12 protein-coding genes are annotated in these 17,961 nt (G+C 71.4%); 8 read left to right on the top strand and 4 right to left on the bottom strand.

Features of this window, described 5'->3' with window-relative positions:
• The first annotated feature begins 5 nt into the window (after nt 1–5).
• The 4 genes from OG858_RS02370 to OG858_RS02385 all read left to right on the top strand — a co-directional run bounded on the left by OG858_RS02370 (nt 6) and on the right by OG858_RS02385 (nt 10,008).
• Complete coding sequence (locus OG858_RS02370; RefSeq protein ID WP_328545180.1) at nt 6–6,779, top strand: beta-ketoacyl synthase N-terminal-like domain-containing protein; 6,774 nt, start codon at nt 6–8, stop codon at nt 6,777–6,779.
• A 39-nt stretch (nt 6,780–6,818) separates the two neighbouring features.
• Entirely contained in the window at nt 6,819–8,099 is a 1,281-nt protein-coding gene (locus OG858_RS02375) for a phenylacetate--CoA ligase family protein (RefSeq protein ID WP_086746407.1), read from the top strand.
• Between the two features lie 185 nt (nt 8,100–8,284).
• Nucleotides 8,285–9,148, top strand: coding sequence for a helix-turn-helix transcriptional regulator (locus tag OG858_RS02380; protein WP_319268220.1), 864 nt, complete (start codon nt 8,285–8,287; stop codon nt 9,146–9,148).
• 35 nt (nt 9,149–9,183) lie between these two features.
• Entirely contained in the window at nt 9,184–10,008 is an 825-nt protein-coding gene (locus tag OG858_RS02385) for a methyltransferase domain-containing protein (RefSeq protein WP_319268222.1), read from the top strand.
• A 60-nt stretch (nt 10,009–10,068) separates the two neighbouring features.
• On the opposite strand, the gene OG858_RS02390 is transcribed toward OG858_RS02385, so the two are convergent.
• The 3 genes from OG858_RS02390 to OG858_RS02400 all read right to left on the bottom strand — a co-directional run bounded on the left by OG858_RS02390 (nt 10,069) and on the right by OG858_RS02400 (nt 13,052).
• Nucleotides 10,069–11,112: a 2-oxoglutarate and iron-dependent oxygenase domain-containing protein gene (locus OG858_RS02390; protein ID WP_086746405.1), complete on the bottom strand. Its 1,044-nt coding sequence runs from the start codon at nt 11,110–11,112 to the stop codon at nt 10,069–10,071.
• A gap of 138 nt (nt 11,113–11,250) precedes the next feature.
• Complete coding sequence (locus OG858_RS02395) at nt 11,251–11,910, bottom strand: response regulator transcription factor (protein ID WP_046703799.1); 660 nt, start codon at nt 11,908–11,910, stop codon at nt 11,251–11,253.
• Entirely contained in the window at nt 11,907–13,052 is a 1,146-nt protein-coding gene (locus OG858_RS02400; RefSeq protein WP_319268224.1) for a HAMP domain-containing sensor histidine kinase, read from the bottom strand. The genes OG858_RS02395 and OG858_RS02400 overlap by 4 nt, the downstream gene beginning before the upstream one ends.
• Before the next feature lie 359 nt (nt 13,053–13,411).
• Here OG858_RS02400 and OG858_RS02405 point away from each other — a divergent pair, with 359 nt between their 5' ends.
• Both OG858_RS02405 and OG858_RS02410 read left to right on the top strand, forming a co-directional pair.
• On the top strand, nt 13,412–13,882 hold the full coding sequence (locus OG858_RS02405; RefSeq protein ID WP_086746403.1) for a cation:proton antiporter regulatory subunit: 471 nt from the start codon (nt 13,412–13,414) through the stop codon (nt 13,880–13,882).
• A gap of 28 nt (nt 13,883–13,910) precedes the next feature.
• The gene (locus OG858_RS02410; protein ID WP_319066225.1) at nt 13,911–15,218 is read left to right on the top strand and encodes a cation:proton antiporter; all 1,308 of its coding nucleotides are present in this window, start codon (nt 13,911–13,913) and stop codon (nt 15,216–15,218) included.
• Nucleotides 15,219–15,257: 39 nt separating this feature from the next.
• On the opposite strand, the gene OG858_RS02415 is transcribed toward OG858_RS02410, so the two are convergent.
• Complete coding sequence (locus tag OG858_RS02415) at nt 15,258–15,797, bottom strand: SRPBCC family protein (RefSeq protein WP_328545179.1); 540 nt, start codon at nt 15,795–15,797, stop codon at nt 15,258–15,260.
• 334 nt (nt 15,798–16,131) lie between these two features.
• Between OG858_RS02415 and OG858_RS02420 the strand changes: the two genes are divergently transcribed.
• The gene (locus OG858_RS02420; RefSeq protein ID WP_086754089.1) at nt 16,132–17,061 is read left to right on the top strand and encodes an ABC transporter ATP-binding protein; all 930 of its coding nucleotides are present in this window, start codon (nt 16,132–16,134) and stop codon (nt 17,059–17,061) included.
• Nucleotides 17,061–17,891 (top strand): ABC transporter permease, encoded by an 831-nt coding sequence (locus OG858_RS02425; RefSeq protein WP_319265184.1) that lies wholly within the window; start codon nt 17,061–17,063, stop codon nt 17,889–17,891. The genes OG858_RS02420 and OG858_RS02425 overlap by 1 nt, the downstream gene beginning before the upstream one ends.
• Nucleotides 17,892–17,961: the final 70 nt, after the last annotated feature.

Here is a 17,961-nt window from a genome sequence, read left to right on the forward strand (position 1 = left end):
CCGCCATGCGCTTCGAGCCGATCGCCGTCGTGGGACGGGGTTGCGCGCTGCCGGACGCCCCGGACCCCGACACCTTCTGGGACAACATCCTCGCCGGCCGGATGAGCCTGACCGAGGCCCCGCAGGGCCGTTGGCGGCTGCCCGACGCCTGGGCGGTCGGTGATCCGGCCGACCGCATCGACGGCCCCGACCGCACCAACGGCACGGACCTCACCGACCGGACGTGGTCCCGGATCGGCGGTTACGTCAGGGAGTCCCCGACCGGCCCGGGCACCGACCCGCTCGGCACGGTACGGGACCCGGCGCTCGACAAGGTGTTCCACTGGACCTCACACGGCGCCGCCGCGGCGCTGCGCGAGGCGGGACAGGAGCGCCTGCTCCACCGCGCCGGGCTGGTGCTCGGCAACCTGTCGTTCCCCACGACCGGCATGGCGGCCTACGCCGAGCAGGTCTGGCAGGGTGAGCGGGACACCGCCGGGCCCGCGGACCCCCGTAACCGGTTCATGTCCGGCCTGCCCGCCCACCTCGCCGCCGACGAACTCGGCCTGGGACTGGGCGGCTTCGCCCTCGACGCGGCCTGTGCGTCCTCCCTCTACGCGGTGGGGCTCGCCTGCCGCAAGCTGCACGGACGCGAGGCGGACCTAATGGTGGCGGGCGGGGTGAACGCCGCCGACGATCTCTTCCTCCACGTCAGCTTCTGCAGCCTGTCGGCGATGAGCCGCAGCGGACGGAGCCGACCGTTCCACCGGCACGCCGACGGGCTGGTGCCCGCCGAGGGCGCCGCATTCGTCGCCCTGATGCGTCTGGACGACGCGATCGCCGCCGACGCCCCGGTGTTCGGGGTGATCCGCGGGGTGGGCCTGTCCAACGACGGCCGGGGCAGCGGCCTGCTCGTACCCTCCGGAGACGGCCAGCGGCGGGCCATGCTGCAGGCGTACGAGGCCGCGGGCGTGGCTCCGGACAGCGTCGGCCTGCTCGAATGCCATGCCACCGGCACGCCCGTCGGCGACACCGTGGAGGTCGAGAGCGCGGCCGGCGTCTTCGCCGATTCGCGCGATCTGCCGACCGGGTCGGTCAAGTCCAATGTGGGGCACCTGATCACCGCCGCAGGCGCGGCCGGACTACTGAAGGCGCTCGGCGCGCTGCGCGCCGGGGTCCGTCCCCCCACGCTGGGCGCCGAGGAACCCGTCGAGGCACTGTCGGGGACACCGCTCCGGCTGCTGCACGAGCCCGAGGTGTGGACCGGGCCGCGTCGCGCGGCGATCAGCGCCTTCGGGTTCGGCGGCAACAACGCCCACCTGATCGTCGACGCCTGGACCGGCGACGACTCCGGTACTCCGGCTCTCCCGCCACGACGCGTACCCTCGGCTGCGGATCGGCCGCGATCCCGGTCCGCCACGGTGTCCCGCACCGAACCCATCGCCCTCGTCGCCATCGGCGCGCGCGTCGGAGACGGCAGGGACGCGGACGACCTGCGGCAGGCGCTTCTCGGCGGCGAGCACCGGAACGCACCCCGCGCCACCGTAGAAGTCGCCCTGGACGGGCTGCGGTTCCCTCCGCTGGACCTCGAACAGACCCTCGCCCAGCAGCTTCTGGTGCTCGAAGCGGCACGGGAGGCCGCTTCCCGGACCGCTCTGCCCAAGGAACGGACCATGGTGCTCGTCGGCATGGGCTGCGACCCCGAGGTGGCCCGGTACATCGCGCGCTGGCGGATACCGGAGCTGCTCGCCGAGAACACGGACCCCGACCGCGTACGGGCCCTGCGGGACGCGGTGCGGGCGCCCCAGTCCGCTTCCGCCGTCGTGGGGAGCATGCCCAACGTGGTCGCGAACCGTATCAGCGCCCAACTCGACCTCACGGGGCCGGGATTCACGGTGAGCGCCGAGGAGGCCTCCGGGCTGGTGGCGATCGAACTCGGTGTACAGGCACTGCGGGGCCCCGACGTCGATGCCGTGCTGATCGGCGCGGTCGACCTCTCGTACGAGCCCGTCCACCGGGCGGCGCTGGCGGCGTTGGACCGCGACGAGCCGCCCGGTGACGCGGCACTCGTCGTCGTCCTCAAACGGCTCTCCGACGCCCGCGCCGACGGCGACACCGTCATCGCCCTCCTCGATGTGGAAGCGACGGACGAGAGCGGTGCGGACCCGGCAGAACTATGGACGGTGGGAGACCTACCGGACGCGGGAGCGAGCGCAACGGACCACCTCGATCCGAGCGACCTGTTCGGCCGTGCCCATGCCGCCGCCGGGCTGCTCGCCGTGGTGGCCGCCGCGCTGGGCCTGCGCCATCGGGCCGTCCCCCGGGCCGGCGCCCCGGCCCGGCCCGCGCTGCGCGCACGGACGGCGTCGGCCGGGGTCACGCCGCTCGGCGGATCCGCCGGACGGGTCCGGCTGCGCGCCGGTGACCCGGCTCCGTACCTCGCCGAACTCCCCCGGCGGATCCACGTGTTCTCCGGAGACAGCCGGGCCGAGGTGATGCGGGCCCTGGCGGACGGCCGGGAATCACGGCGTGGGCCGGCGCGGCTCGCCCTGGCCGCCGCCGGGCCCGACGAGCTCGCCGCCCGCACCGAGGCCGCGAGGACGTGGCTCGTCGGCGAGGGCGTACGGCCCGACCTCACGGCCTTCCACGAACGACCCGTGGCGGGAGAGGTGGGCTTCGTCTTCTCCGGGGGCTCGATGGCGTATCCGGGGATGGGGGCCGACGTCATGCTGGCCTTCCCCGACCTGCTGGCGGCCGTGGAGGAGCGCAGCGGCCCGCTGCACGGGCTGGTGGGCTGGGCCCACGAGGGCGAGTCGCCACGGCCCCGGAGCGCGCTGGACCAGATCTGGGGCGCCTCCGTGGTCGGCCAGCTGCATGCCCGGATCACGCGCACGGTGCTCGGGATCGAGCCGCAGGCCTCGCTCGGCTACTCCTCCGGTGAGTCCAGCGCCCTCGCCGCGCTGGGCGCCTGGCAGGACGTCACCAGTCTGTCTGCCGAGGCCCGGCGGTCGGCGCTGTTCGCCGACGGTGTCGTGGGAGAGCTGCGGGTCCCGCGCCGCGCCTGGCGCGAGCAGGGCGTGCGGGGGACCGAGTGGGCGAGCTACCAGGTCGAGGAGCCGGTCGAGCGGGTACGGGCCGCCATCGGTGACGAGCCGTGCGTCCACCTCATGGTCGTCAACGCTCACGACTCCTGTGTGTTCGGCGGTGAGGCGACCGGCTGCCGACGGGTCCTGGAACGCCTGGGCAGCGAGCACGTGCTCCACATTCCCTACCAAGTGGCCGCACATGTACCGGAGTTGGCGGAGATCCGGTCCACCTGGCGGCAGATGCACCATCTGCCCACCGAGGACGTGGGCGTGCGCTTCTACACCTGTGCCACCTCCCGCTGGTACCACGCGAGCGCCGACGCCGCCGCCGACGCCCTCACCGAACAGGCCCTGGGGCCGATCGACTTCGCCCGGACCGTCGAGCAGGCGTGGGCGGACGGCGTCCGGGTCTTCGTGGAGCACGGTCCGCGCGGTCTCTGCGCCGGCTGGATCCGCCGCGTCCTGGGCGAACGCGAGCATCTCGCAGTGTCGCTGGACGCGCCCGCCGGACGCGGGGTCACCCAACTGCTGGGCGCGGCCGTCGAGTTGGTGGCGGCCGGGCTACCGGCGGACATCGACGCCCTGTGCGACCGGCTGGCCGCCGCCCGGCCCGGGCGGCGGCCGCCCGGCCGTCAGATCACGTTCCCCGCCCACCCGGCCCCGGTACGGCTGCCGCGCCCCGGCGAGGCGCCGTCCCACGAGATCATGCTCCGCGCGCCCCACCTGCCCGGACCAGCCACCGAGCCGTACGCTCCCACGCCTCCGGAGCGGCAACCGGCCCGTGTAGGCCCGCCTCCGGCCCCTGCCCCTGCCCCTGCCCCTGCCCTGGACCCGGACCCGGCTACGGTCCTGTCTCCGTCTCCGTCTCCGTCTCCTGCGCCGGCCGGAACGTCCGGGCACGACCTCGGTCGCGCGCCGGTCGTCGCGGCGACTGCGGGAACCAACGCCTTCGGACATACGGCATTGGGGGCCACGGCCTTCGGGCCTACGGCCGCCTTCAGGGACGCGGTCGTGGAGACACATCGCCACGTCGCCTCGGTCCACCGGCATTTCCTCGCCGTACACGCCCGGGTCCACGAGGAGTTCCTGGCGTCCCGCCACCGCGCAGCGATGGCCCTGGCGGCACACGGGGCCTCCGCCGTGCCCTTGACGGCAGCACCCCCACCCGCGGCGCCCCCTCCCGTCGTCCCCGCCCCCATCGCCCCCGCCGCTCCCCAGGAACCCCACGGCCCCTCCTTCACCCGAGCCGACCTGGAACGGCTGGCCACCGGCCCCGTCTCCGCCGTGTTCGGGCCCCTGTTCGCCCCACAGGACCGGTATGCACGGCAGACCCGGATGCCCGCGCCACCGATGCTGCTGGCGGACCGCGTCACGGGGATCGACGCCGAACCGGGTTCCATGGGTACGGGCACCGTCTGGACGGAGACGGACGTCCGTCTCGACAGCTGGTACCTCGACCCCTGCGGCCGTATGCCGGCCGGCCTCATGGTCGAGGCGGGGCAGGCCGACCTGCTGCTGATCAGCTGGCTCGGAGTGGACCTGCTCAACCGGGGGGAGCGCGTGTACCGCCTCCTGGGCTGCGAGTTGACGTACCACGGCAGCCCTCCCCTGCCGGGCGAAACCCTTCGCTACGAGATCCACATCGACGGCCATGGCGAGCACGGGGGCGTGCGGCTCTTCTTCTTCCACTACGACTGCTACGTCGGCGACGAGCTTCGGCTGAGCATGCGCGAGGGCCAGGCGGGCTTCTTCACCGATGCCGAACTCGCCCGGACAGGCGGGGTGTTGTGGTCCCCGAGGGACGAAACACCTGACCCCCAGCTGCCGTTCGACCCACTCCCCGTGTCCTCCCCCACCGCCCGGTCCTTCGGGCCCGACGCCCTGCGGGCGTTCACCGAGGGGCGCCCCGCCGACTGCTTCGGCCCCGGCTGGGAACTCACCCGCACCCACATCCGCACACCCCGGACCGGCGACGCCGCCACGCACTCGTCCTCGGACGCCGCCACGAACCCCGCCACGGACTCCTCCACGGACGGCCGCCGGATGCGGCTCCTGCACGAGATCCCCGTCTTCGACCCCGTCGGCGGCCCCTGGGGACGCGGCTATCTGCGGGCCGAGACGCCCGTCTCGCCGGACGACTGGTTCTTCGAGGGCCACTTCCCCGACGACCCGTGCATGCCGGGCACCTTGATGTTCGACGGCTGTCTCCAGGCCATGGCCTTCCACCTCGCCGCCGCCGGATTCACCGTCGACCGTGACGGCTGGCGCTTCGAACCGGGGCAGGACAGCCCCATACCCATGGTCTGCAGGGGCCAGGTCACCCCGGACAGCGAGCGGCTGACGTACGAGGTCTTCGTGGCGGGGCTGTCCGCCGGCCCCGAGCCGGAACTCGTGGCGGACGTGCTCTGCACGGTCGACGGAGTGAAGGCCTTCCACGCCCGTGGGGTACGGCTGCGGCTCGTCCCGGACTGGCCGTTGACCCACTGGCGGCAACTCGCGCCCCCGGTGGTCCAGCCCACCGGCGTACCGGTGCCGTCACAGGCACTCGCCGGTCTGACCGGCCACCGCGAGTCCACGGACGTCGCCGAGGTCCAGGGGTTCCGCTACGACTACGCCGCCATGCTCGCCTGCGCCTGGGGGAAGCCGAGCGAGGCGTTCGGCACCGCCTACACCCCCTTCGACAGCGCCCGTCGGCTGGCCAGGCTGCCGGGGCCGCCGTTCCACTTCATGAGCCGGGTCGTGGCGGTGGAGGGCCCGCCCTGGGTGACCCGGGCCGGGAGCGCCGTGGAGGTCGAGTACGACGTGCCCGACGAGGTCTGGTACTTCGAGCAGAACGGCTTCCGAGCGATGCCGCTCGCGGTGCTCATGGAGGTCGTCCTCCAGGCGGGCGGCTGGCTGGCCTCGTACGTCGGTAGCGCGCTCGACCACGATTCCGATCTGCTGTTCCGGAACCTCGACGGCACGGGAACGGTCCTGGGCGAGGTCCGTCCGGGGACGCGAGTGCTGCGCACCCGGACCCGGCTGCTCGACATCGCGCACAGCGGAGACATGATCATCGAGACGTTCGGGGTGGAGTGCTTCGCCGACGACGAGCCGGTGTTCACCCTCACGACGGTCTTCGGCTTCTTCCCTCCGGCGGCGTTCGAGGATCAGGTCGGCCTGCCGCCGTCGCAGGACGAGTGGCGTGCTCCGACGACACCGTGCACGTTCTCCGTCGACCTCACCACGCGGCCCGCGAAGTACTTCGACGGCTCACTCGCCCTGCCGGGTCCCATGCTGCTGATGCTGGACCGGGTGACCGGCTGGTGGCCGGACGGCGGACGCGCCGGGCTCGGACGGCTGCGGGCCGAGAAGGACGTGGACGCCGAGGAATGGTTCTTCAAGGCCCACTTCTTCCAGGACCCGGTGCAGCCCGGATCGCTCGGTGTGCAGGCGATGTACCAGCTCCTTCAGTTCCACGCCGTCGAGAGCGGCCTCGGCGCCGGTCTGCGGCGGCCCCGCTTCGAACCGGTGCTCCCGGGCCGGGCGGTCACCTGGAAATACCGCGGCCAGGTGACCCCGCGCAACAGGAAGATCACCGTCGAGCTGGAGATCACCGAGACCGGCGAGACCGAGCAGGGGCCCTACACCGTGGCCGAGGGCTGGCTGTGGGCGGACGGCACCCGCATCTACCACGTGACGAATCTCGGCCTGCGCCTCACCGAGAACGACTAGCCCCGGCCCGACGAACAAGGAACAAGGAGGTTCCCCACCATGGCCGACCGCGACCTCACCCCTCTCACTCCCCGCACTGGACTCACCGAACTCGTCGACTTCGTCCGCCGGCACTCGCCCTTCTACCGCGACCTCTACGCCCCTCTCCCACCCGGACCGGTCCGTATCGAGGACCTGCCCGTGCTCGACCACGCGGACTTCTGGGCGGCCAACACCGCCCACGAAAGCCGGGTCCTCACCGGCCCCCTCACCGACGGCATCGTCTTCAAGTCCGGCGGAACCACGACCGAGCCCAAGCTCTCCGTCTACACCCGGCGAGAACTGCTGGGTATGGCCAGGCTGCAGGGGAACGGTTTCGCCGAGGCCGGACTGCGCCCCGGCGACCGGATCGCCAACCTCTTCTACGCCGGTGAGCTGTACGCCAGCTTCCTGTTCAACGTGCTGTGTCTGCAGGAGTCGTCGGTACCGAACGTGCACCTGCCCGTGGGATCCGCGCCGCTGGAGTACACGGCCCGTGTGATCCACGAATTCTCCACCACCGCGCTGATGGGTCCCCCGACCACCATCTGCCAACTGGCCGCCCGCCTCGACGACTCCGGCTGCCCCGCCCCGGACGTGCACCTCGTGATGTTCGGCGGCGAGTCGTTCTACGAGGACCAACGCCCGCTCCTCGAAGCCGCGTTCCCGAACGCCTCGATCCGCTCCATGGGGTACGGCAGTGTGGACGGCGGAATGCTGGGCGCACCCGTGGCGGACGACCCCGACCCCCGGGTGCACCGCACCCACCGGCCGCAAACCGTGATGGAGATCGTCGACGACGGCACGGGCGAACCGGTCACGGAACCCGGCAGGCCCGGCCGACTGGTCGTCACCGATCTCGCCCGGCGTCTGATGCCGGTGATCCGGTACCCCACCGGGGACCGTGGCGAGTGGGTGGACCGTGAGGACGGACGGTTCCGGCTGCTGGGCCGCTCCGACGAGGGCGCCCGCGTGGGCCCGATCACCCTGTACCTGGAGGATCTGCGGGCCGTGGTCCGGCATGTGGCCGACGGCCGGCCCCTCGCCGGCATGCAGGTGGTGCAACGCCGCAAGGCCGCCAAGGACGAGCTGGTCCTCCGCGTCGCCGGCGATCTCGGCGATCCCGTCACCGCCGGGAAGGCCATCGCCGCGCGGCTCGACGAGATCCGCCCGATGTTCGCCGAGCACGTCGAAGCCGGACTGATCAACCCGTTGAGCGTGGAATGGGTCCCGGCCGCCCGGCTCACGGTCAACCCCCGGACGGGAAAACTGCTCCGCCTGATCGACGAGCGACAGCCATAGCGCCGGAAATCGCGGATCCCGCACCCCGAACTCCGCATTCGGGAGAGTCGAAAACCCCCTTGTCCACGTACTGGTCCACGTACTCGTTCACAGCAGACGCACAACAAGTACCACTCCCGCACGAAGCCCGGGCATGTATCGGGCAGGGGGCGCATCGCTGCCCCCGGGCAGATCGAGGTAGCCGCATGACAGTGAAATCACCCCCCACCCCGGACGACGACCGCCAGGTCAAACGTGGCATCACCGCGTTACGGGACACCGCCGACGTGGACCTCGCCTTCGGCGGTGTCGTGGTCAGGGGCCGGCACGCCCAGCTGACCGAGTTCACGGGCAACTCCACCAACGCCCTGTTCGGGCTGACCCTCGGATTCGGCATGGGCCTCGGCGGCAAGGTGGTGGCCCTGCACCGCCCCATCGCGGTCAACGACTACGCGAACTCCAAACAGATCAGCCACCATTACGACCTCATGGTCGCCGCCGAGGGCATCCACGCCGTCGTGGCGGCACCCGTGGTGGTGAACCGGAGAGTACGGGCGGTCATGTACGGCGCGGTACGCCGGTCCGTGGCCCTGGGTGACCGGACGGTCGACGCGGTCATGCAGGCCGCCCGTGGTCTGGAACAGAACCTGGCGGTCCGGGACGAGGTGGTACGCCGCCTCGACGCCCTGAACCAGCCCACGGAGACCACCGGCCGGTCCGCAGGCCCCACGTCCCACCGGTGGGAGACCATTCGCGAGGCATACGCGGAACTGCGGATCCTCGCCCAGCAGCTCGCGGACGACGAGTTGCGCGACCGGGTCGTCGGGGTGTGCGACAAGCTGGCCGGCGCCGGAGCTCCCGCCTCCCACCCTCTCAGCACCCTCTCGTCCCGCGAACTCGATGTGCTGTCCTGCGTCGCGCTGGGGCGGACCAATGCCGACGTGGCGGACGAACTCGGCCTCCGGGCCGAGACGGTGAAGAGCTACCTCCGTAGCGCCATGCGCAGGCTGGGCTGCCACACACGGATGGAGACCGTCGTGACGGCCCGCCGTCTGGGCCTGCTGCCCTGAGCGCCCGCACACGGCACACAGCCGGGAGACAACCCATGGACAAGAGAGACACCGACGACGGGGATGAGAAGGCGGCACGTCTCGCCGACGACTTCCACGATGTCGACTCATCCGGTGCGCCCGGGGACTTCATCGCCTATCTCCGGAAGGCGGAGGAGAGCGAGAGCGGGCGGCTCGTACGGGAAGCCACCTACCGCCCGCTCGGCGCCATCGCGGGAAGGGGCGCGGACATCGGATGCGGAACCGGGCGCGCCGTCGCGGATCTCACCCGGCTCGGGAAGGACGTGGTCGGTGTCGACAGCAGTCAGGCCATGGTCGACGCCGCCCTGACCCGGTTCCCGCACTGCGAGGTCGTCAAGGGTGACGCCTGTGATCTCCCTTTCGGCGACGGCGAGTTGTCGTGGTACCGGTCGGAACGGACCTTCGTCCACCTCCCCGACCCCGCTGAGGCCCTCTCCGAGGCGTCCAGGGTCCTGGAACCGGGCGGGACGATCGTCGTCGCCGATGCCGACCTCGACTCCATGGTGCTGAGTTCTCGGTTCCCCCGCACGACGCGGGCGGTCAAGGACGCCTTCTGTTCGGCGATACCGAACCCGCACGCGGGCACCCGTACGGCAGACCACCTCACGGCAGCAGGATTCACCGATGTAGAGGTGACGCCTGTCGTGGTGGTCATGCGCGACTACGTCTCCGCGCTCGACCTGATGGTGGAGCCGGCTCTCACCGCCGCCCTGAGACGGGGGTCCGTGAGCGAGGAGGCAGCGACGGAATGGACGGACGACCTGAAGGACATGTCCCGCCGGTGCGCTTTCACGGCGGCCTCGACCTTCTTCGTGACCACGGCCCGACGCGGTCCCTGATTCCGCGATCCGAAACCAGGGAAGCCGCCCGGCAGTCGCCGGGCGGCCATCGGACGCGGTTCAGGAGGCGAGGGCCTCCTTGCGGAGGCGTTCGAGGACGGCGAGCCGGTCCTCCTTCTCCATGCGCGCGGTGGCGGTGCGCTCGGGGTAGCACCGCATGAACATGTTGGTGAAGTGCGTGCCGTAGTGGATGAACTCGTCCGGCCCGCCCCCTTCCAGAGGCCGCGCGACGGCCTGGAAGGACGGCTCGTGGAAGTACGCGATGGTGTACCGCTCGCGGTCGGCCAGGCGCACCTTGTGCGGGGTCGAGAGGAGGGTCCCGCCTGTGATGAACTGCATGATGTCGCCGGGGAAGACGGTGAACACCGCGGGAACCGGGGTGACGAAGGTCCAGGGCTCCTCGTTCTCGTACCGTCCGGCCATGGACTCGCCCGGCAGCCAGTTGCGTCCGCGTGTCTCGCCCTCCACCGGGGGACGGATGTAGAGGCCGCCCACATCGTCCTGGACCGCGATGACCAGCAGACCGTAGTCGGTGTGGGAGCCGATGCCCCGCTCGGAGGTGGCGTCCGCCCGGGGGAAGCGCAGCACCCGCATATGGTGCCAGCCGTCCTCGGTGAGCTTCGTGAAGTGGTCCATGTCGTCCAGGCCGAGGCCCAGGGCGACCAGCCGGAGCAGTCGCTCGCCGATGTCGCCCACGGACCCCATGTAGTCCTTCATGGCGTCGGCGTACTGCTCGGACGGCCAGGGCGCGGGACCGTGGCAGGGCCACTTGTCGATGACGCGCGCGTCGTCCTCGGGGATGTCGGGACAGACGGTGAAGATCTCCGAGCCGTCCTTCTCACCGGCCGTCTCCTCCTCACCGGACGCGACGTATCCGCTGTAGGTGAGGTCGGACACGCGCCCGGCCTTCTCCTTGAACGGCCGTTCGAAGAAGCCCCGCGAGGCACCGAGGGCCCGCTCGGTGACGGCTTCCTGTTCCGGCGTGGCCTGGACCTGGAAGATACCGTCCGCCTGCCAGGCCGCGATCAGTGCCTGGCCGAGTGCCTTGTCCGTGTCACTGCCGTCAACCGTCGAGGGCAGTGCGAAGGTCTGCAGTTCTGTCATGCCCTTCACCCTGAACCGGACGCACCTGATCCACTACCCCCGTCTGAGGGGACCGCTGGAGTCACGATCCCCCAAATCGGCTGTCTGAACTGGGAGTTCAGGGTTCCACGCAGGTGTCCGACCGGGACAGGGGCGGAGTCAGGGCTCGGTCAGGCCCGTGCGGATGGCATAGCGGGTGAGTTCCAGGCGGTCGCGCAGGCCCAGTTTCTGGAGGAGGTTGGCCCGGTGGCGTTCGACGGTCTTGGCGCTGATGACGAGGAGGCGGGCGATCTCCTTGGACGTGTGGCCCTCGGCGACGAGTTTGAGGATCTCCTCCTCCCGTTCGGTGATGGGGCGTTCGGGGAGCCGGTCACCGGTGCGGGCACGGTCGAGGTAGGTGCGGATGAGGGTGGTTTCGGCGCCCGGGTAGATGAAGGGTTCGTCGCGCAGGGCGGCGCGGCAGGCTTCGACGAGATCCCGGTCGGCCACCGACTTGGGGACGTAGCCGGAGGCGCCGGCCTTGAGGGCTTCGAAGAAGTACTGCTCGTTGTCGTACATCGTCAGCATCAGCGTGCGCGGCTCGGGCCGCAGCCGGGCCAGTTCGCGAGCGGCCTGCAGGCCGGTCCGATGGGGCATGGCGATGTCGAGGACGGCCAGGTCGATGTCACCCTCACGGGCCCGTGCGACCGCTTCGATGCCGTCGGCAGCCTCGGCCACGACCGTCAGGTCGGACTGGGCGTCGAGGATGAGGCGCACACCTTGGCGTACGAGGGCGTGGTCGTCGGCGAGGAGGATGCGGGCCGGGGCCGGTCGGGTCATCGTGCGGTCTCCCGGAAGCGGTCGGCGGTGGGGGGCATGTCATCCGCAGGCAGGTCGGCCGCAGGCAGGTCGGCCGCAGGCGGGTCATTGGCAGGCGAGTCAGCCGCAGACGGGTCGGCCGCAGACGGGTCGGCTTGGCGCGTGTCATCCGGAGGCACCCCACCTGCGGTCGTCCCACCTGGTGCGGTGTCACCCCTCGCGGCGCCGTCGGTCGCGGCGTGCAGGGATATCTCCGTGCCGCCCTGCGGGCCGGGCCCGATGTGCAGGTCGGCGCCGATGAGGAGGGCCCGTTCGCGCATGCCGTTGATGCCGGCGCCTTCCGGCGCGGAGGCGATGCCACAGCCGTTGTCCCGTACCAGCAGGGCCGTCCGGGCGTCGGGCAGGGGCCGGAGGTGGACTTCGGCGCGGGTGGCGCCGGCGTGCCGGGCGGTGTTGGTCAGGCTCTCCTGGGCGATGCGGTAGAGGACGAGTTCGGTGTCCGGGTCCAGACGGGGCAGGCCCGGGGTGATGTGGGCGGTGACCCGCAGCCGTGCGGTGGTGAACTCCGCGGTCAGGGCACGCAGGGCGCTGTGCAGACCGAGTTCTTCGAGGACCCCGGGGCGTAGTCGGCGGGCGATGCGGCGTATCTCCTCCAGGCCGGCCCGGGTGGTCTCCTGCGCCTGGTGCAGGTCGGTGCGCACGGTCTGCGGGGCGAGGTCGGCGGCGTGTCTGAGCTGGAGCAGCACGGCGGTCAGGGTCTGTCCGACCTCGTCGTGCAGTTCACGGGCAAGGCGTCGGCGTTCGGCTTCCTGCGCGGAGAGGGCACGGCCCGAGCTCGTGGCGCGTTCGGCTTCGAGCCGGGCGAGCATGGCGTTGAAGGTCTTGGTGAGTTCGGCGATCTCGGCGGGCCCGGTGACGGTGGTGCGGCTGCCGGGCCTGAGGAGGTCCGCGGTCGTCATGGCCCGGGTCAGCCTGCCGAGGGGAGCCAGTCCGACGCGCAGCAGGACGGCGTTCGCGATCAGCATCACCACCAGCCCGGCGAGCAGCACGAGGGCCTCTCCGAACAGTACGGGCGTGGACACGGTGACCGGGCCCAGGAGCAGCAGAACGGCGACCATCAGTACAGCCGCGTTGGAGAGGAAGATCCGCCAGTACAGCGACATGATCCTGTGCTCCCTTCGCGGTGACCTCTTCTCACCCCCACTGTCTCTCACCGGCCGGGAACGCCCCCGCTCAGGGCCCCGGAGCGGCTTCGCGCACGGGCCTCGGCGGGCGGCGGTTCCGCTGCCCGGCCCTGCGGTGGGCCCGCTGCTCCGCCGATGGTGGGTCCACTGTCCCGCACCAACCCTGTCCGCCACGGACCGGCCCTGTCCATCCGTGCTGACACCCATATGCCCGACCTCTTCGCGGGTGGCACCATGGCCCCTCGTCACGCCCGGTCATCCCGTTTGACGTGGGGCGCGCGTGGTACCGCTGTCGCAGAGTTCTATGAAAAGGGGGAGGGGTTGTGCCTACCGGCCGGATGAGCACCACACCCTTGCCGGGGATCGGTGTCCAGTACGACCTGACCACCCGGGAGCACCGTCATCTGTCGGTGATCGCGCACCGGGACGGCACCCGGACGGTGAACGTCTACCGGGCCGACGACCCGGACGCCTGCGCCCAGGCCCTGCATCTGACGGAACCGGAGACCGCCCTCCTGATGGACGCGCTCGCGCCCGGTCACCACAACCCGAACCTGCTGTCGACCACCGACCTCGGGCTCGTGGCGGAGCGGATCGAGCTGTCGTCGACGTCCCACTGGAACGGGCGTGTCCTCGGCGAGACCCGGATGCGTACCGAGACCGGTGTCTCGATCGTGGCCGTACTGCGACGGGCGCAGGCGATCCCCTCCCCCACCCCTGACTTCCGGCTCGCGGGCGGTGACACACTCATCGTGATCGGCACCCGGGAGGGTGTGGAGACGGCCGCCGTGATACTCGGGCGGGCGTGAGCCGACCATGTACCTCGCTACACACCTCATGACGCAACCGGTCGCGCACCTCGCCGCGCAGTCGGAGTCATCGGGGCACTCCTCCGCCGTCTTCCTGATCGAGTTCGGCGCGATCATCCTCGGGCTGGGGCTGCTGGGCAGGCTCGCCGGACGCCTGCAGTTCTCCCCCATACCGCTGTACCTGCTGGCCGGGCTGGCGTTCGGGGAGGGCGGGCTGCTGCCGCTGGGGACCAGTGAGGAGTTCGTGGCGATCGGCGCCGAGATCGGCGTGATCCTGCTGCTGCTCATGCTCGGGCTGGAGTACACGGCGAGCGATCTCGTCTCCAACCTCAAGACCCAGTACCCGGCCGGCCTCGTCGACGCCGCCCTCAACGCCCTGCCCGGCGCCGCCATGGCACTGCTGCTCGGCTGGGGACCCGTCGCCGCCGTCGTACTCGCCGGCGTCACCTGGATCTCCTCCTCCGGCGTCATCGCCAAGGTCCTCGGCGACCTGGGACGGCTCGGCAACCGCGAAACACCCGTCGTGCTGAGCATCCTGGTCCTGGAAGACCTCTCCATGGCCGTCTACCTGCCGATCCTGACCGCGCTCGTCGCCGGTACGAGCCTCGCCGCCGGCAGTGCCACTCTGGCGATCGCCCTCACGGTCGCCGGGCTCGTCCTCCTGGCCGCCGTCCGCTACGGACGACACATCTCCCGCTTCGTCTCCAGCGACGACCCCGAGAAGCTGCTGCTCGTCGTCCTCGGTCTGACCCTGCTGGTCGCCGGGGTCGCCCAGCAACTCCAGGTGTCCGCCGCCGTGGGCGCGTTCCTCGTCGGCATCGCGCTCTCCGGTGAGGTCGCCGAGGGCGCGCACGGTCTGCTGGCGCCGCTGCGGGACCTGTTCGCCGCCGTGTTCTTCGTCTTCTTCGGCCTGCACACCGACCCCGCCAGCATCCCGCCGGTGCTGCTGCCCGCGCTCGCACTCGCCGTCGTCACCGCGGCCACGAAGATCACCTCCGGCTACTGGGCCGCGAAGCGGGCGGGCGTGGGGACGAAGGGCCGCTGGCGGGCCGGCGGCACCCTCGTCGCGCGCGGCGAGTTCTCCATCGTCATCGCCGGCCTCGCCGTCACCGCCGGCATCGAACCGTCCCTCGGCCCGCTGGCCACCGCGTACGTCCTCATCCTGGTGATCGTGGGCCCGCTCACCGCCCGCTACACCGAGCCGGCCGCCGCCTGGTTCATCCGCCGCCGCACCCCGCGCCCGCCTGCAGCCGGTACCGCTGCCGAGCACCTCGCCCCGCAGGCGCCTTCCGCCGACAACCATGCGGGGACCCCGCGAACCCGGTCCGATCCATGAGGGAGGGGTGAGGCTGCCGGCACAGCGCACGTCCGGACGCTACCCGCCGTTCCGGAAGCCTGGGTACGGCGGGTGAGTGCGACCGGGGGTCCCACCGGTCACCGGCGACTCCGCGCCGGAAGCCCAGGCCTCGACGAGCCGGGCCAGGTTCGCCAGTGCCATGTGTGTGCCCGTCTCGTTGTCGGCGGCGGGCACGGCGTCGGGAATCCCTTCGTGCACGACTAGGACATCGGTGCCGCCGTCCGCGTCCGTGAGCACGGTGGTCATCGTCATCGTGCCGCTGAGCGCGGGGTCCTCCGTCTCGAACCGGAGGACTTCGACCACCTTCTCGTCGGCCACGAGTTTCGCGAAGTGGCCGTGGTACGTGTCGGTGTGGGGCGCCGACTTGCCGGTTCGGGTCGGCACGTCGTAGGTGAGCGAGACGCGAAACCTGCCTCCCTCGCGGGAGTCGAACTCGTGCACCTGGCCACTCATACCGTCCGGTACCCGCCATCGCGCGATCGCGTCCGCGTCCAGAAGCGCCCGGTACACGTCCGCGCGTGGGGCGTTCACATGCCTGGAGACCCGCGTCGCGTACATGGACCCAACCTAGCCTCCGGACTGCTCACTGCCTCTCGGACAACGCCCGCAACCGGTACTCGCTGGGTGCGAGTCCCTGCGCGGTGCGCAAGGGGCGGGTGGCTCGCAGGCAACAACGCTGAACGGTCACGTCACAGCGGCACGCGACGACGAGAGGCCGCCGGTGCGGATGCCACCGCATCGTGCGGGTGGACCTCCGAGTGGTACCGCGGTACCACGGGGGCACCGAAGTGTCCCCCGCGGTCCCACGGTCGCGGGCGGCCGGGCTCATAGGTTCGAACACAGAGGTCGCGGGGAATCGCGGCCCGGTTCGAGGCGAGGAAGGCCCACTGCCATGATCGAAGCGCGTGAGCTGACGAAGCGGTACGGGGACAAGACGGTGGTCGACCGTTTGAGCTTCACCGTCAAGGCCGGTGAGGTGACCGGCTTCCTGGGCCCCAACGGCGCGGGCAAGTCCACGACCATGCGCATGATCATCGGGTTGGACTCCCCCACGGGGGGCTCGGTCACGGTCAACGGGCGGTCCTACGCCCGGCACGCGGCGCCGTTGCACGAGATCGGCTCGCTGCTGGAGGCCAAGTCGGTCCACCCGGGGCGGACGGCGTTCAACCACCTGATGGCGCTCGCGCACACGCACGGCATCGCGCGCGGCCGGGTCGACGAGGTGATCGAGCTGGCAGGCCTGACCAGCGTGGCCGGCAAGCGGGTGGGCGCCTTCTCCCTCGGCATGGGACAGCGGCTCGGGATCGCCGCCGCCCTGCTCGGCGACCCGGCGATCGTGATGCTCGACGAGCCGGTCAACGGACTCGACCCGGAGGGTGTGCTGTGGGTACGCAACCTGCTGCGCCGGCTGGCCGACGAGGGCCGGGCCGTGATGCTCTCCTCGCACCTGATGAGCGAGACCGCGCTGATCGCCGACCATCTGGTGATCATCGGGCGAGGGCGGCTGCTGGCGGACACCACCGTCGACGACTTCGTCCGGGACGCGGGCGGCGGTGGCGTGAAGGTCGCCACCAGCGAGCCATTGAAGCTGCGCTCCCTGCTGGCCGGTCCGGACGTCACGATCAGCTCCTCCGCCACCGAGGAACTGATCGTCGCCGGGCGGGACGCCCGGGAGATCGGGGCGATCGCCGCCCAGCACGGGGTGCCGTTGTACGAACTCACCCCGCAGGCCGTCTCCTTGGAGGAAGCCTTCATGCAACTCACCGCCGCCGCCGTCGAGTACCAGAGCGCTCCCGCCGAGCCCACGCGAAAGGCCGCCTGATGACCGCCACCGATCTCTCCGTGGTCCCCGCCCGCACCAGAGTGCACAAGGTGACCGGCCGCCGGGTGCTGCGCTCGGAGTGGGCCAAGTTCTGGTCGCTGCGCTCCAGTTGGATCACCCTCGGGGTGGCCCTGGTGCTGCTGGTCCTCTTCGGGGCCATCGCCGCCTACACGTACAGTCCCGGCGTCATCGCCGACGGGCCGCCCGGCCCCGGCTCCGGCAGCAGCGACGCGGTCAGTCTGGCGCTGACCGGCGTGACCTTCGCGTCCCTGGCGGTGGGCGTCCTCGGGGTGCTGCTGTCGGCCGGCGAGTACAGCACCGGGATGATCCGGTCCACGCTCGCCGCGGTGCCGCGACGGCTGCCGGTGCTGTGGTCCAAGAGCGCCGTGATCGGGGTGATCGCGCTGGTCCTCGCCACGGTCGGCGCGCTGGCCGCGTTCCTGCTGGGCGTTCCCGGCCTGGACGGGGAGAAGATCTCCCTCTCGCTGGGCGACGACGGGGTCCTGCGCAGCCTGGCCGGCGCCGGTGCCTACCTCGGTCTGGTCGCCGTGTTCGGGGTGGCCCTCGGCGTGCTTCTCCGCTCCTCCGCCGGAGCCATCGCGGCCCTGGTCGGCATCCTGCTCATCCTCCCGGGCCTGGCCACGCTGCTGCCGGACTCGTGGTACGACACGATCACGCCCTACTTCCCCAGCAACGCGGGGTCGGCGATCTACTCCCTCACCGGGTCCGCGGACTCCCTCTCACCCGGACAGGGCCTCGCGGTCTTCGCCGGCTGGGTGGCCCTGGCTCTGGCCGGGGCCGCGTACCGGCTGGTCCGCACGGACACCTGATCTGCGGGATCTCAAGCACCCGCACCTGCGAGACCACGGACGCCCGACCTCCGAGACCGAGGACCGAGAC

The organism is Streptomyces europaeiscabiei, assembly GCF_036346855.1.
Lineage (GTDB): Bacteria > Actinomycetota > Actinomycetes > Streptomycetales > Streptomycetaceae > Streptomyces > Streptomyces europaeiscabiei.